The organism is Solirubrobacter deserti, from assembly GCF_027587175.1.
In the GTDB taxonomy this organism is placed as follows: Bacteria; Actinomycetota; Thermoleophilia; order Solirubrobacterales; family Solirubrobacteraceae; genus Solirubrobacter; species Solirubrobacter deserti.
The window spans coordinates 1-12,903 of sequence record NZ_JAPCID010000016.1 but is presented as its reverse complement, the minus strand read 5'-3'; the positions used below and the strand labels follow the sequence as shown (position 1 = coordinate 12,903).

16 protein-coding genes are annotated in these 12,903 nt (G+C 73.4%); 12 read left to right on the top strand and 4 right to left on the bottom strand.

Annotation, left to right across the window (positions count from 1 at the left end; translation table 11 throughout):
* Positions 1-22: 22 nt before the first annotated feature.
* The 3 genes from OJ962_RS13055 (at position 23) to OJ962_RS13045 (ending at position 3,570) form a co-directional block, all read left to right on the top strand.
* Positions 23-1,909 carry a hypothetical protein gene (locus OJ962_RS13055; RefSeq protein WP_202958440.1) on the top strand — a complete coding sequence of 629 codons (1,887 nt, stop codon included), beginning with the start codon at positions 23-25 and terminating at the stop codon, positions 1,907-1,909.
* Positions 1,910-1,977: 68 nt separating this feature from the next.
* Positions 1,978-3,183, top strand: a complete 1,206-nt coding sequence (locus OJ962_RS13050; RefSeq protein ID WP_202958439.1) for an ROK family transcriptional regulator — start codon at positions 1,978-1,980, stop codon at positions 3,181-3,183.
* 30 nt (positions 3,184-3,213) lie between these two features.
* The gene (locus OJ962_RS13045) at positions 3,214-3,570 is read left to right on the top strand and encodes a hypothetical protein (protein WP_202958438.1); all 357 of its coding nucleotides are present in this window, start codon (positions 3,214-3,216) and stop codon (positions 3,568-3,570) included.
* Here the strand turns inward: OJ962_RS13045 and OJ962_RS13040 are convergent, their stop codons facing one another.
* The 3 genes from OJ962_RS13040 to OJ962_RS13030 are packed head-to-tail and all read right to left on the bottom strand — an operon-like array spanning position 3,571 to position 5,522.
* Positions 3,571-4,269, bottom strand: coding sequence for a phosphotransferase family protein (locus OJ962_RS13040; protein WP_202958437.1), 699 nt, complete (start codon positions 4,267-4,269; stop codon positions 3,571-3,573).
* On the bottom strand, positions 4,229-4,975 hold the full coding sequence (locus tag OJ962_RS13035) for a hypothetical protein (protein ID WP_202958436.1): 747 nt from the start codon (positions 4,973-4,975) through the stop codon (positions 4,229-4,231). Before OJ962_RS13035 ends, OJ962_RS13040 begins: the two co-directional genes overlap by 41 nt.
* Positions 4,968-5,522, bottom strand: coding sequence for an RNA polymerase sigma factor (locus tag OJ962_RS13030; RefSeq protein WP_202958435.1), 555 nt, complete (start codon positions 5,520-5,522; stop codon positions 4,968-4,970). Before OJ962_RS13030 ends, OJ962_RS13035 begins: the two co-directional genes overlap by 8 nt.
* Before the next feature lie 88 nt (positions 5,523-5,610).
* Between OJ962_RS13030 and OJ962_RS13025 the strand changes: the two genes are divergently transcribed.
* The 8 genes from OJ962_RS13025 to argS all read left to right on the top strand — a co-directional run bounded on the left by OJ962_RS13025 (position 5,611) and on the right by argS (position 12,078).
* Positions 5,611-5,934 (top strand): DMT family transporter, encoded by a 324-nt coding sequence (locus OJ962_RS13025; RefSeq protein WP_202958434.1) that lies wholly within the window; start codon positions 5,611-5,613, stop codon positions 5,932-5,934.
* Positions 5,931-6,464, top strand: coding sequence for a TetR/AcrR family transcriptional regulator (locus OJ962_RS13020; RefSeq protein WP_202958433.1), 534 nt, complete (start codon positions 5,931-5,933; stop codon positions 6,462-6,464). The genes OJ962_RS13025 and OJ962_RS13020 overlap by 4 nt, the downstream gene beginning before the upstream one ends.
* An 84-nt stretch (positions 6,465-6,548) precedes the next feature.
* Positions 6,549-6,734 (top strand): hypothetical protein, encoded by a 186-nt coding sequence (locus OJ962_RS13015; RefSeq protein WP_202958432.1) that lies wholly within the window; start codon positions 6,549-6,551, stop codon positions 6,732-6,734.
* 85 nt (positions 6,735-6,819) lie between these two features.
* Positions 6,820-7,791 carry an ABC transporter ATP-binding protein gene (locus tag OJ962_RS13010; RefSeq protein WP_202958431.1) on the top strand — a complete coding sequence of 324 codons (972 nt, stop codon included), beginning with the start codon at positions 6,820-6,822 and terminating at the stop codon, positions 7,789-7,791.
* Positions 7,788-8,573, top strand: a complete 786-nt coding sequence (locus OJ962_RS13005) for a hypothetical protein (protein WP_202958430.1) — start codon at positions 7,788-7,790, stop codon at positions 8,571-8,573. Before OJ962_RS13010 ends, OJ962_RS13005 begins: the two co-directional genes overlap by 4 nt.
* The gene (locus tag OJ962_RS13000; RefSeq protein WP_202958429.1) at positions 8,528-9,724 is read left to right on the top strand and encodes a sensor histidine kinase; all 1,197 of its coding nucleotides are present in this window, start codon (positions 8,528-8,530) and stop codon (positions 9,722-9,724) included. The genes OJ962_RS13005 and OJ962_RS13000 overlap by 46 nt, the downstream gene beginning before the upstream one ends.
* A complete protein-coding gene (locus OJ962_RS12995) occupies positions 9,721-10,326 on the top strand; it encodes a response regulator transcription factor (RefSeq protein WP_202958428.1) in 606 nt (201 codons plus the stop codon). The genes OJ962_RS13000 and OJ962_RS12995 overlap by 4 nt, the downstream gene beginning before the upstream one ends.
* Before the next feature lie 27 nt (positions 10,327-10,353).
* Entirely contained in the window at positions 10,354-12,078 is a 1,725-nt protein-coding gene (argS, locus tag OJ962_RS12990; protein ID WP_202958427.1) for an arginine--tRNA ligase, read from the top strand.
* A gap of 7 nt (positions 12,079-12,085) precedes the next feature.
* Here argS and OJ962_RS12985 read toward each other — a convergent pair whose 3' ends face one another.
* Positions 12,086-12,289 carry a hypothetical protein gene (locus OJ962_RS12985; protein WP_202958426.1) on the bottom strand — a complete coding sequence of 68 codons (204 nt, stop codon included), beginning with the start codon at positions 12,287-12,289 and terminating at the stop codon, positions 12,086-12,088.
* Positions 12,290-12,445: 156 nt separating this feature from the next.
* Here OJ962_RS12985 and OJ962_RS12980 point away from each other — a divergent pair, with 156 nt between their 5' ends.
* A complete protein-coding gene (locus OJ962_RS12980; RefSeq protein ID WP_202958425.1) occupies positions 12,446-12,835 on the top strand; it encodes a VOC family protein in 390 nt (129 codons plus the stop codon).
* Positions 12,836-12,903: the final 68 nt, after the last annotated feature.

The window sequence follows — 12,903 nt, the reverse complement described above, 5'->3', positions numbered from 1 at the left end:
TGTTGTGTAGGAGGATTCCCGCGTGATCGGCACCTCAAGCGCGCTCCGTCAACTTGCGATGCTCCTGGCGCTCGCGTTTCCGGGGAGCGCCGCGGCCGCGCCGCTCGGCGAGGTGTCCTATCAGGACCTGGCGAAGGGCACCGGGTGCCTGGCGCCGACGGGTGCGCCTGGCGAGCTCTCGTGTTGGGCGGCGGGTGGCGCCGAGGTGTTGGTGGCGGGCGTGGACGGAGTGGGCGCACCGGTCCGTGTGCCGTTCGGCCGGCTCCCCGGATGCCCACGCGTCGCCGCGGATGCGAGCGGCGCGGCGGTGGCGGCCGGCGCGACAGACCGGGCGGTGCGGGTGGCCCTGCGGGAGCCGGGCGGCGGCGGATTCGGCGCACCGGTGACGCTCGCCGCCGCCCGGGACGTCTTCGAGCTCAGCGTGGCTGTCTCGCCGCGCGGTGACGCCGTCGTGGCGTGGGCGGAGATGGCCTATCCGCCGCGGCGGCTGCGCATGCGGATCGCGCGCCGCCCGGCGGGTGGCGTGTTCGGCCCGCCCGAGGACCTCGTGCCGTGGCGCTCGTTCGGCGGCTCGGCCGGCGTCGCGGTCGGGATGGCCGCGGACGGTGAGACGGTGCTGATGCTGCGCGAGCCGCGGGGCTCGGACAGCGTGCAGACGCTGCGCATCGCTCCAGCGAACGCGCCGTTCGGTCCCGCCTCGCCGGTGCCGCCGGGCTTCTCCGGCCTCGCGCTCGGCGTCGCGCCGGACGGGCGGGCGCTGGTCGCCGCCTCGACGGGCGCGGGCGTCGCCGTGCTCGAGCGGCCTCCCGGCGGCGCCTTCGGCGCTCCGCAGGTGCTCACCGACCCGGCGGGTGCGATCAACGCGGATCTGATGGCGGTCGGGTTCGGCCCCGGCGGGCGCGCGGTCGTCGCGTGGCACACCGAAGGCCAAGGCACGACCGGCGCGGCGACGCGCGAGGCGCTCGGTGCCTTCGGCCCGCCCGTGGTGATCGTGCCCGCGCCTGCGGACCAGAGCTTCGGCTTCGGCGCCGGCGAGCCGGTGGTGTTCCCGGCGTCGCCGCTGCACGCCGCGATCGCGCCCGACGGGCGCGCACTCGTGGCGTGGCCGGACGACGGCGCCCGCATCGTGACGCTCTCGGGCACGACGATCGTCGAGCGCCAGCGGCTCGGCGGAACGCTGCGGGCCGCCGATGGCCTGTCGCTGCTCATGCTCCCCGACGGGCGGCGCGCGCTGGCGTGGACGAACCACGACCGGTTCCGCGAGAGCGGCCCCGCGCGCCTGCACTACGCCGTCGAGGGCCGCCCGGCCGCGGCGCAGCGGCCGGCGCCCCGGGTGACGATCGGCCGGCCGCGCGAGCGCGCGCTGCGACCCGGACAACCGCTGGTGCTGCCCGTCCGCTGCAGCGCCGCGTGCGACCTGCGCGTCTCCATCCCGGGCCGCGGCGTTCAGGCCGTCGAGCGCTCGCTCACCCGTGCCGGCACCGCGATCGTGCGCTTCCGGCCGTTCGCGCGGGCGATCGCCGCGCCGCGGGCCGCTCCGATCCGGATCGTCGTGCGGGCGAGCGCTCCGGGCTCGCAGATCGTCGCCCGCGCGACGGGACGCGTGTCGCTGACGCGCGTGCCCGCACTCCCGTTCCCGCGCGTGACCGACGTGCGTGCCCGGCGGATCTCGGGCGGCCGCGTCGAGGTGCGCTGGCGCATGACCGGGTCCGCGACCGAGACGCTGCTGTCGGTGGAGGGAATGCTCACGAAGGGCGGCGAGGCGGTCGCGCTGAACGCGCTGTGGGGTGGGCGGCGGCGCAGCTACCGCCTGGTGCTGGACGACGCCGCGCGCGTGCGCTGGGTCACGGTTCGCGTCCGTGCCCTCACCGGCCGCCGTACGCACAAGGTGATCGTGCCGCTTCGCTGACGTTTACGAGCGTGCGTGAGCATCGTGCGGGCGCGCAGTCGCCGAACCGTCTACCTTCTGCTGGCGAAGTGAGCTTAAACGAGTCACCGACCCCGAGCGTCCGGCACGCCAACCGGGTGCGGATGCTGCACGCGCTGCTCCGCCATCCCGCGCGCAGCCGGGCCGACCTCGGGCGCTCGCTGGGACTCTCGCGCGCGACGGTCACCGCGCTGCTCCACGAGCTGGAGGTGGCCGGCATGGTCGAGCAGCAGCGCTACGAGCTCGACGACGAGCGGCCGCCCGCGATCGGCCGCCCGCCGCTGCAGGTCTCACTCGCGCCGCGCGCCGCGTACGCGGTCGGGCTCGACTTCGGGCACCGCCACGTGCGCAGCGCGGTCTGTGACCTCGGCGGCCGGATCGTCGGCGACCAGTGGGCCGCCAACGACACCGACACGCACCCGCTCAGCTCGTTCGACGTCGCCCATCGACTCACGAGCGCCGCGCTGGCCGAGGCGGGCGTGTCGCCCGCGCACGTCGTCGGCGCCGGGGTCGGCCTGGCCGCACCCGTGGACGCCGTCACCGGGCTCATCTACGCCGAGGGCGTCCTGCCGCGCTGGGACGGCGTGCAGCCCGCCGCCGAGCTCGAGCGCCGCCTGGGCCTGCCCGTGCAGGTCGTCAACGACGCGAACGCCGGCGCGATGGGCGAGCACCTGTTCGGCGCGGGCCGCGGCGTCAGCGACTTGGTCTACCTGCAGCTCTCGGGCGGCGTCGGGCTCGGCTTGATCCTCAACGGCGAGTCCTACGGCGGCGTGGCCGGGGTCGCGGGCGAGCTCGGGCACACGCCGGTGATCGAGGATGGCCTGATCTGCCGCTGCGGCAATCGCGGCTGCCTGGAGACGCTCGCGACGTCGGACGCGGTCGCGGACCTGCTCGGCCGCAGCCGCGGTGAGGCGATGACGTTCGCGCGGGTCCTCGAGCTGCTCGAGTCCGGCGACCGCGGTGCGCGCCGCGCGGTGACGGACACCGGCGCGGCGGTGGGCCGCGCGATCGCGGGCGTCGTGAACCTGCTCAACCCAGAGCTCGTGATCATCGGCGGCGAGCTGGCGGCGGCCGGCGACACGCTGCTCGAGCCGATCCGCGAGGCCGTCGACCGCCGCGCGATCCTGCCCGCGGCGCGCGCCGTCCGCGTCGTGCGCGGCAGCCTCGGCGAGCACGCCGAGGTGCTCGGCGCGGCCGCCGTCCAGCTCGCCCGCGCGCCTGAGGCGCTCGCGGGGCGGCTGGCGAACATCGCGTGACGAACGCGCGCCGCGCGCGTAGTACCGGTGATGCGCTGGTTGGTCCTCGCGTTGGTACCGGCCTTCGGCTTCGCGGGCTTCGTCGTCGTCGCGGCCGTGACGTCGGGGCCGGCCGGCGAATCCGATCTGGGTGAGCGGCATCTTCCCGAGACGGCCGAGGAGCAGCTCGTCGCGCGCGTGGCCACCGCGCACGTGCGCAAGCTCATCCGCGGTCGCAGCGTCCACGCCGAGGGCGACTTCGAGCTCAACAGCATCGCGGTGCGCGAGGACGGGACGGCGAGCGTCTGGTTCACCGGGCTGCAGCCCGGGCCGATCCTCAGCGTCTCGCTGCGGCGCGAGGGGGAGCGCTGGCGGGCGATCTCCCACGACTCGTTCGCGCTGATCTGATCAGTGCAGCGCCGCGAGTGCGGCGCGCGCGTTCTCGACGTACAGCGGGACGCCGTAGTCGAGGTCCTCGAGCGCGGTGCAGATCGCGTAGAAGCGCGCCCGCTCGTCGCCGGGCGTGCCGAAGTCGCGCATCAGCCGGCCGAGATCGATCGCGGGGTCGCCGATCGCGGCGTCGCCCCAGTCGATGATGCCGGTGATGCGGTCACCGTCGGCGAAGACGTGCTCAGCGCCGAGGTCGCCGTGGATGAAGGTGAGCCGCGTGGCCGGGGCGGGCACCGCGACGCCGGCCCGGTCGTCGAGCCAGGCCTCGGGCGGCGTGTCGTCGAGCGGCGCGTCGACGCCTTCGAGCGCGTGCACCGCGGCCGCGAACTCGAGCAGCTGCGGCGCGAACGCGACACGGTCGGCGCGCGGGCGCTCCAGCAGTGGCCGGCCCGGGATGCGCCGCTGGACGATGCAGCCCGCGCCGACGATCACCGGCTCGGGAACGGGGAGGGGGAGCTGCGGCGCGATCTGCGCGAGCAGCCTCGCCTCCTGCTCGACGCCGTCGCCGAAGCGTGCGACCAGCCGGTCGCCGACCGCGTAGGCGCGGTGGTCGAGGCCCGCGCCGAGCGGGACGATCTCGACGTCCCCGAGCAGGCGCCGGATCGCGGCGCGGTCCCTAGATGACCAGCCGCTTGCGGTACTCGGTCCCGGACGCATCGCGCCAGACGATCTCATGCAGGCCGCGCTGCTGGAACTCGAGGACGTTCCCGCGCACGCGCTTCTCGACGGTCTTGCCCGATTTCAGGTGCAGCGTCACGCGCTCGACGCCGTCCGGGAACAGCAGGAGGTAGATCGGGCCCTCGCGGTGCGTCGTGCGCGTCCAGGACGGGAAGTCGACGCGCGGGAAGCCGGGGTTGCAGATCACGCCCAGCGTCCGCTGCCCGCGCTGGCCGACCGTGCACAGTCCCGGGATGCCGTCCCACAGGCCCGGCATGACGAACTCGCGGACGTCGCCGCGCTGCTTGACCAGGCGCGCCCGGTCCCAGTCCGGCTGCTGCGGGACGACGAAGCGCGGTTTCAGGCGTGAGGCGGGCTGGTCGGAGGCGCGCGCAGCGCGCCGGAACAGGCCGAACGCCGCCTCGGCCTGGGCGCGCGCCTGGGCGAGCGTCGCGGGCGGGGTGGAAGGATCGCGGCGGTTCGGCGTGAACGGATTCGGTGCGGGGGTCGCCGTCGCCGTGGTCGTCGGCCCCGCCACGACCGGCCGCTCGTCGCTGCGGCGGTCCCCGCCGGCCACGTACGCGAACGCCGCGGCCGCCACGGCCGGAACCGCGACCAGCCGCAGGCCGAGCGTCGTGCGCCGGCGGCGCGCGCGCCGCTCCGCCACCTCGCGCACGAGCGCGCGCAGCTCCGGGACGTCAGACATCGTCGTGCTCCATGATCGTTCTCAGGGTCAGCAGCCCGCGGCTCACGTGCTTGCGCGCGACGAGCGTCGAGCAGCGCATCCGCTCGGCCAGCTCCGGATAGGTCAGCTCCTCGATCACCCGCGCGCGGATCGCCTCCGCCTCCCGCGGGCGCAGCTGCGCGAGCAGGTCGTCCACCGACCGGTTGCCGAGCTGGTCCACGCGCTCGAGCCGCTCGTCGATCAGCTCCAGGCGCGGCGCGCCCAGCTTGCGCCGCGCGCGCTCCTGCACCCGGCCGCGCTCGACCGAGCGCAGCAGCTTGTGCCGGGCGATCCCGAGCAGCCACGCGACGGCCGGCCCTTCGGACGCGCGGTAGCGCTTCACCGACGCCAGCGCGGCGACGAACGTCTCCGCCGCGAGGTCGATCGCGACGTCCGCGGACGCCGTGCGCTTGCGCAGGTACCCGAGCACGAGCCGCTCGTGGCGCACGTAGAACGCGTCGAACGCCGCCGCGTCACGGGGTGTGCGCCGGAGCAGCTCCTCGTCGCTCAGCTGGCTGAAATCGGCCACCACTGAACTCTTCCGGTTGAACGCCACAACGTGACACGCTAAAGTTGAACGAACTTCCTAGAAGATCGTTCAGAAAAGGGTGCTCGACATGGGATACGTCTTCCTCGCCGGCGCGATCAGCGTCGAAGTCATCGCCACCATGAGCCTGCGGGCGTCCGAGGGCTTCTCCAAGCTCGGCTTCAGCGTCGTGGTCGTCGTCGGCTACATCGCCGCTTTCACCCTGCTCACGCTCGCGCTCCAGCGGGACCTGCCACTCGGCATCGCGTACGGCATCTGGGCCGCCGTGGGTGTCGCCGCCGTCGCGATCCTCAGCGTCCCGATCTTCGGCGAGACGCTGACCACGATCCAGATCGGCGGGCTCGCGCTGGTCGTCGCCGGCGTGTTCGCGCTCGAAGCCGGAGGCGCGCATTGACCGAGCCCGACGGGCGCCGCGCCCGCGGCGAGGCCCGCCGCCACCAGCTGATCGAGGCCACGCTGGCCGTGATCGAGCGCGACGGCCTCGCCGGCCTGACGCACCGCGCCGTGGCCGAGCAGGCCGGCGTCCCGCTCGCCTCCGCGAGCTACCACTTCCGGGGCATCGACGAGCTCGCCGCGACCGCGCTCAACCAGGTCACGGACGATCTCGTCGCCGCCCTGCGCGCCGAGGGTGACCGCAGCCTGGGCCGCCTCGCGCAGCTGCTCGCCGACGAGGTGCGCGACCACCGCGGCCAGTGGATCGCCTGTTACGAGCTGTACCTGCTCGCGATCCGGCGCCCGCAGTTGCGCGACCAGGCCTTCGCGTGGCTCGACGTGATCGCCGACACGTTCGCGCCGACCCTCACCGGCACCGACCGGCAGGCCTTCCAGGCCCTGGTGGAGGGCATCTGCCTCCACACGCTCCTGCGCGACCGCCCGTACACCGCGGCCGAGATCGAAGCGCTCCTGCGCACCCCCGGGGTGTAAGTCAAGGGGTTTCCCCCATGGTTGCTCCCCGGAGGCGGCGCGAGGCTGCGCAGCGTTCCCGCACACCTCCGAGAGGACGCTTCGATGCTTCGCCGCCTGCTCGCCGCACTCGTGATCCCGACGGCCGCGTTCGCGCTGCTCGCCGGGCCTGTTTCCGCCTCGCCCGTGGCCGTCTCCGGCGCCACGGCGAACGTCAACCCCGCCGGCGTCCCCACCCAGGGGATCATCATGCGCGACGGGGGCATCTGCAACCCGCGCTGGGGCTGCTGACGCCGCCGCGCCCATGACAGACGTCATGGGCAATTGGTGAGTCTCGGTACTACACGGGCCGCCGCCGGCTCGCGACCTTGGGGGCATGAACACGAACCCAGGTTCCAAGCCGGCGGTCCAGGTCCGCGGCCTGCGTCGAACCTACGGGCAGGGACCCTCCGCCTACGAGGCTGTCCGAGGTGTGGACCTCGATGTCCCCACGGGCTCGATCACCGCGCTGCTCGGTACGAACGGCGCGGGCAAGACGTCCACGCTGGAAGTGATCGAAGGCCTCGCGCCCGCGACCGCGGGTGAGATCCGCGTGCTCGGGATGGACCCGATCTCCGAGCGCGGCGCGATCCGCCGCCGCACCGGCGTGCTGCTCCAGCGCAGCGGCTTCTCCGGCGACCTCACGGTCCGCGAGACGCTGCGCCAGTGGGCCGGCACGCTCTCGGACCCGCTGCCGGTCGACGAGATGCTCGAGCGGCTCTCGCTCACCGAGCGCGCCGACGTGCGCATGCTCGCGCTCTCCGGCGGCGAGACGCGCCGCGTCGACCTCGCCTGCGCCCTGATGGGCGACCCCGAGCTCGTCATCCTCGACGAGCCCACGACCGGGCTTGACCCCGAGAGCCGGCGCGAGGTCTGGCGCCTCGTGTCCGACCTGCGCGACCACGGCGCAACCGTGCTGATCACCACGCACTACCTCGAGGAGGCGGAGACGCTCGCCGACCGGCTCGAGATCATGCACGCCGGCGAGATCGTCCGGTCGGGCACGCCCACGCAGATCGCCGAGGGCCACCCGTCGATGATCAGCTTCGAGGGCCTCATCGACGTCCCCGAGCTGCCCGGCCTCACGCGCGTCACGCGCGAGCATCACCGCACGACGCTCGAGACGAGCGCGCTGCAGGAGACGCTGACCGAGCTGATGCTGTGGGCACGGGCGCAGGACGTCCGCCTCGACGACCTCGACGCCCGCAGCCCGAGCCTCGAGAGCGTCTTCCTCGCCATCGCCGACGGCCGCGATCCGGACGTCCCGCAGACGCCCGCGGGCAGCACCCCCGAAAGGAGCCTCGCATGACCTCCGCCTTCTCCCTCAAGCGGACGCTCAACCTCGCGCGCTGGAACGCGGTCCTGCTGACCCGCAACCGGCTCGCGTTCGTCTACGCCGTCGTGCTGCCGGTCCTGCCGATCCTGATCATGCTCGCCGGCGAGCGCGGCGACCCGGCCGTGGGCGCGACCTCGATCACGACCGTGTTCCTGGTCGTCGGACTGTTCCCCGTCTACTACAACGTGCTCTCCCAGTTCGTCAGCCGCCGCGACGAGCTCGTGCTCAAGCGGATGCGGACGGGGGAGACGCGTGACGCCGAGATGATCGTCTCGATCGCGCTGCCCGGGATCGTCAGCGCGCTGGTCATCAGCGCCGTGGTCGTGCCGTTGTCGCAGCTGTTCGAGCAGCCGCTGCCGGTCAACCCGGTGCTCTACGCCGCTGCTGCCGTGCTGGCGGTCATCATGTTCACGGCGTTCGCGTACTGGACCGCCGCCTGGACCCGCAGCGCCGAAGCCGCACAGCTGACCAGCATGCCGATCATCCTCCTGGCCTCCCTCGGACCGCTCGGCGCGTCGCTGGCCGACAGCAACGAGACGCTGGCCCGGATCATCGACGCCACGCCGGGCGCCGCGATGAACGAGCTCGTCCGCGTCGGCTGGTTCGGCTTCGACGGCGCGGAAGCGACGGAGAAGACGCTGAGCTTCGCCGAGACGTGGAGCGCCGCCGGCCCGCCGCTGATCGTCATGGCCGCCTGGACCATCGCCGCGTGCTCGCTGGCCTCGCGCTCGATGCGGTGGGAGCCGCGGTCCTGAACGTGCGCTGGCCGCGCTGGTCGGAGCTGTCGCGCGTCGGGCGCGTCGGCCTCTACACGCGCTGGTCGCTGTACACCGTGCTGTGGGGGTTCAACGCCTCCGCGCTGCTGACCGCGGTCGTCAATGCCGAAGACTCCACGCCCGTCGCCGAGCTGCTCGGCGGCGGGCTCGTCGTCACCGTGTGCGCGCACGTGGCGCTGCAGACGCTGCTGAACCGCCTCCCGGACGTGCACCCGCTGCCGTGGCCGCGGCTGGCGCCGCTGCTGGTCGCGAGCGCCGCGTACGTCGTGCTCGCCGAGCTGCGGCTGGAAGGCGACCCGCGCGGCTCCGCGGTCCTGATCGCGGTCGCGAGCGCGATCCTGGTCTTCGCGGTCGTCCCGGGCCGGCGCATCCTGCCCGCGCTCATCCTGGTCCCCACGGCGGTGTTCGGGATCACCGGGGGCCAGCCCATCAGCGTCGCCGCCGGGATCTTCGTCAGCGCCTTCTTCGTGTTCACCGTCCGCGCCTCGCTGTGGCTGCTCGGCATCGTGCGTGAGCTCGACGACGCCAGCCGTGCCAAGGCCGAGCTGGCCGTCGTGGAAGAGCGGCTGCGCTTCTCGCGCGACGTCCACGACGTCCTCGGCCGCCAGCTGTCCACGATCGCGGTCCAGGCCGAGCTCGCCGCGACGCTCGCGGCCCGCGGCGACGAACGCGCCGCCGGGCGCATGCTGGAGGTGCGCACGGTTGCCCACGAGGCGCTGCGCGAGGCGCGCGAGCTCGCACGCGGCTACCGGTCCACGAACTTCCTCAACGAGCTCGAGGGCGCGCGCTCGCTGCTGCGCTCGGCCGGCATCGACGTCCGGCTCAGCGTCGGCGCGCTGCCGCGCGCGTGGCACGAGCCCGCCGGCTGGGTCGTGCGCGAGAGCGTCACCAACGTGCTGCGCCACTCGAGCGCGGGTTGCGTGCGCATCGCCTTCGCCGACGGCGAGCTGCGCATCGACAACGACGGCGCCCACCTGGTCGACGGCACCGACGGCTCGGGCCTGCGCGGCCTGCGGGAACGGCTCGCGCCGCTCGGCGCCTCTCTCGAAGCCGGAGCCGAGGGCGACCATTGGATCGTGGTGGCTCGGTTCCCCGGCGCCGGCCCGCTCAGCTCCCAGGAGACCGCATGATCCGCATCCTGCTCGCCGACGACGAGCACCTGATCCGCACCGCGCTCGGGCAGATGCTCGATCTCGAGGACGACCTGCACGTGGTCGCGCAGGCCGCGCGCGGCGACGAGGCCGTGCGGCTGGCGGTCGAGCACGCCGTCGACGTCGCCGTGCTCGACCTGCAGATGCCCGGGCTGGACGGGATCGCCGTCGCCGAGCAGCTCGCGCAACGGCTGCCGCGCTGCGGGTGCGTGATCGTGACCAGCCACGGCCGGCCGGGCCACCTCAAGCGCGCGCTCGCGGCCGGGGTGCGCGGCTTTCTGCCTAAGACGACGTCGTCGGTGACGCTCGCCTCGGTCGTGCGCACCGTGCAGGCGGGCGGGCGCCATGTGGACCCGGAGCTCGCGGCCGAGGCGATCGCCGCCGGGGACAGCCCGCTCACGCCGCGCGAGGCGGACGTGCTCGAGCTGGCCGCGAGCGGCGCGCCGATCGACGAGATCGCCGACCGCGCCGCGCTCTCGCCCGGCACCGTGCGCAACTACCTCTCAAACGCGATGAGCAAGCTCGACGCCGCGAACCGCCACGAGGCCGTCGCGACGGCGAGACGGCTCGGCTGGATTTGAGGGCAACGCGCGCTAGCGTCTTAGCGCGTGCCGCCTCTTCCGCCTTCCCACGGCGTGCGGGCAGCGCTGGCGGCGGCGATCGAGCGCGCCGTCGGCCAGCCTGACGTCGACCCGCTGCTCGTGCCCAGCCGCCAGCCGGGCGTCGACTGGCAGGCCAACTTCGCGATGAAGCTCGCCAAGGTTGTCGGCGAGCCGCCGCGCGCGATCGCCGAGAAGGTCGCCGCCGAGCTCGGCGACGCCGGCGGCCTGCTGACCAGCGTCCAGGTCGCGGGCCCGGGCTTCCTCAACCTCGCGTTCGCCCCGGCCGCGCTCGCCAGGTGGGCGACGTTCGCGCTGGGCGACGAGCGGCTCGGGGTGCCGCTCGCCGAGCACCCGCAGACGGTCTATGTCGACTACAGCGCGCCGAACGTCGCCAAGGAGATGCACGTCGGCCACCTGCGCTCGACGGTGATCGGCGACGCGCTCGTGCGCGCGCTCGAGTTCGAGGGCCACACCGTGATCCGCGCCAACCACCTCGGCGACTGGGGCACGCAGTTCGGGATGCTCACGCAGCACATGCTCGACACGGGCGTCGAGCACCTGCGGGACTTCGCCGCGCTCGGCGAGCTCTACCGCCAGGCCAAGGCGCGCTTCGACGAGGACGCCGAGTTCAAGGAGGCCGCGCGGCGCCGCGTCGTCGCGCTGCAGGCCGGTGACGAGCAGACGCTCGCCCTGTGGCAGGACCTCGTCGACGTCTCGCTCGCGCACATCAACGCGATCTACGCGCAACTCGACGTCACGCTCACCGACGAGCACCTGATGGCGGAGAGCTTCTACAACCCGCTGCTGCCCGGCACGGTCGAGGACCTGCTCAATGCCGGTGTCGCGACCGAGAGCGAGGGCGCGGTCGTCGTCGCCTCCGAGCGCTTCACCGACCAGGACGGCCGGCCGAGCGTGCTGATGGTCCGCAAGTCCGACGGCGGCTACGGCTACGGCACGACCGACCTCGCCACCATCCGGCACAGCGCGCAGGAGCTCAAGGCCGACCGGATGATCTACGTCACCGACGCGCGCCAGGCCCAGCACTTCGCGATGGTCTTCGACGCGGCGAGCACCGCGGGCTGGATCAACGGCGTCCGGCCCGAGCACGTCCCGTTCGGCGCGATGCTCGGCGACGACGGCAAGCCGTTCAAGACCCGTGCGGGCGGCACCGTCCCGCTCACCGACCTGCTCGACAGCGCCGTGCAGCGGGCGCGGGCGATCGTCGACGAGCGCGACGCCGACCTGCCCGAGGACGAGCGCGCCGCGATCGCGCGCGCGGTGGGCATCGGCGCCGTCAAGTACGCCGACCTGTCCACGTCGAGGCAGCGCGACCTGATCTTCAGCTTCGACCGGATGCTCGCGCTGGACGGCAACACCGCGCCGTACATGCTCTACGCGTGCGTGCGCGCGGCGTCGATCGCCGAGCGCGCGGACGAGCACTCCACCGCTGTCACGGCGCTGGACGAGCCGATCGAGCGCACGCTCGTGCTCAAGCTCGCGGACTTCGGCGACGTGCTCGAGCTGATGACGGAGACGCTCGAGCCGCACCGGCTGTGCACGTACCTGTACGAGCTGGCCGGACTCTACACCCGCTTCTACGAGGCGTGCCCGGTGCTCAAGGCGGACACGCCGGAGCGGCGCGCGTCGCGGCTCGCGCTGTGCGACCTCACCGCGGCGACGCTCGAGCGCGGCCTCGGCCTGCTCGGCATCACCGTGCCGGCGCGGATGTGACCGCGGCCTAGGCGACCTGCTGTTCGCACGCGCGCGCGGCCAGCCAGCCGCGCCGCGTGAGCGACCAGTGGTCGCCGGCTGAGAGCACGTAGGAGTCTTGCTCGAGCGCCTCCAACGCGGCGGCGACGGCTTCGGTGTCGAAGACGGCGATCCGCGCGGACAGCAACTCGGGCGTGTTGTCGTGCGGGTGATCGCACAGACAACCGAGCACACGGCGGAGCAACTCTGAGCGCGGGGGAGCTTCAAAGCGGGTCATGACGTGCGTTGACTTTGTCACGATCCGCGAGTCGGTACGCAGGTTCGGTCAGCAGGGTAACGGCAATTGTTGCGGTCAGAAGTTGACCGCAACCGCCCGTAGCCTCGAAGCATGACCACGACCACGCCCGCGATCACGCGCGTCGACTTCGTCCCGATCCCGACGCAGGACGCCGAGCGCGCCACCGCGTTCTACACGGACACGCTCGGCCTCGTCCAGTCGGACCACACGCTGGACAAGCCGTTCTCGGAGTTCGACCTCGACGGCACGACGTTGAGCGTGTGGGACCCGTCGACCGCGGGCCGTGACTTCGCGGCCAACACGAACGCGATCGCGCTGCACACCGACGACGTCAAGGGTCTGCGCGGGCACCTCGAGGGCAAGGGCGTGACGTTCTTCGGCGACATCGTGGACACGGGCGTGTGTCACATGGCGTTCTTCGCCGACCCGGACGGCAACCCGCTGATGCTGCACGGGCGCTACGCGCCGCGCGGTGAGTAGCTAGGTGTCCTGCCTCTAGAGGTTGTGAACGCGGCTGATAGGCGGTCGGTTGCCGATCGCTGAGTGCG

Bases quoted from the DNA above. Each gene is read 5' to 3' on its own strand.
- OJ962_RS13045 (WP_202958438.1), top strand. From the start codon at position 3,214: ATGCGCTGGTTGGTCCTCGCGTTGGTACCGGCCTTCGGCTTCGCGGGC.
- OJ962_RS13040 (WP_202958437.1), bottom strand. From the start codon at position 4,269: ATGCGTCCGGGACCGAGTACCGCAAGCGGCTGGTCATCTAGGGACCGC.
- OJ962_RS13035 (WP_202958436.1), bottom strand. From the start codon at position 4,975: ATGTCTGACGTCCCGGAGCTGCGCGCGCTCGTGCGCGAGGTGGCGGAG.
- OJ962_RS13025 (WP_202958434.1), top strand. From the start codon at position 5,611: ATGGGATACGTCTTCCTCGCCGGCGCGATCAGCGTCGAAGTCATCGCC.
- OJ962_RS13015 (WP_202958432.1), top strand. From the start codon at position 6,549: ATGCTTCGCCGCCTGCTCGCCGCACTCGTGATCCCGACGGCCGCGTTC.
- OJ962_RS13010 (WP_202958431.1), top strand. From the start codon at position 6,820: ATGAACACGAACCCAGGTTCCAAGCCGGCGGTCCAGGTCCGCGGCCTG.
- OJ962_RS13005 (WP_202958430.1), top strand. From the start codon at position 7,788: ATGACCTCCGCCTTCTCCCTCAAGCGGACGCTCAACCTCGCGCGCTGG.
- OJ962_RS12995 (WP_202958428.1), top strand. From the start codon at position 9,721: ATGATCCGCATCCTGCTCGCCGACGACGAGCACCTGATCCGCACCGCG.
- OJ962_RS12980 (WP_202958425.1), top strand. From the start codon at position 12,446: ATGACCACGACCACGCCCGCGATCACGCGCGTCGACTTCGTCCCGATC.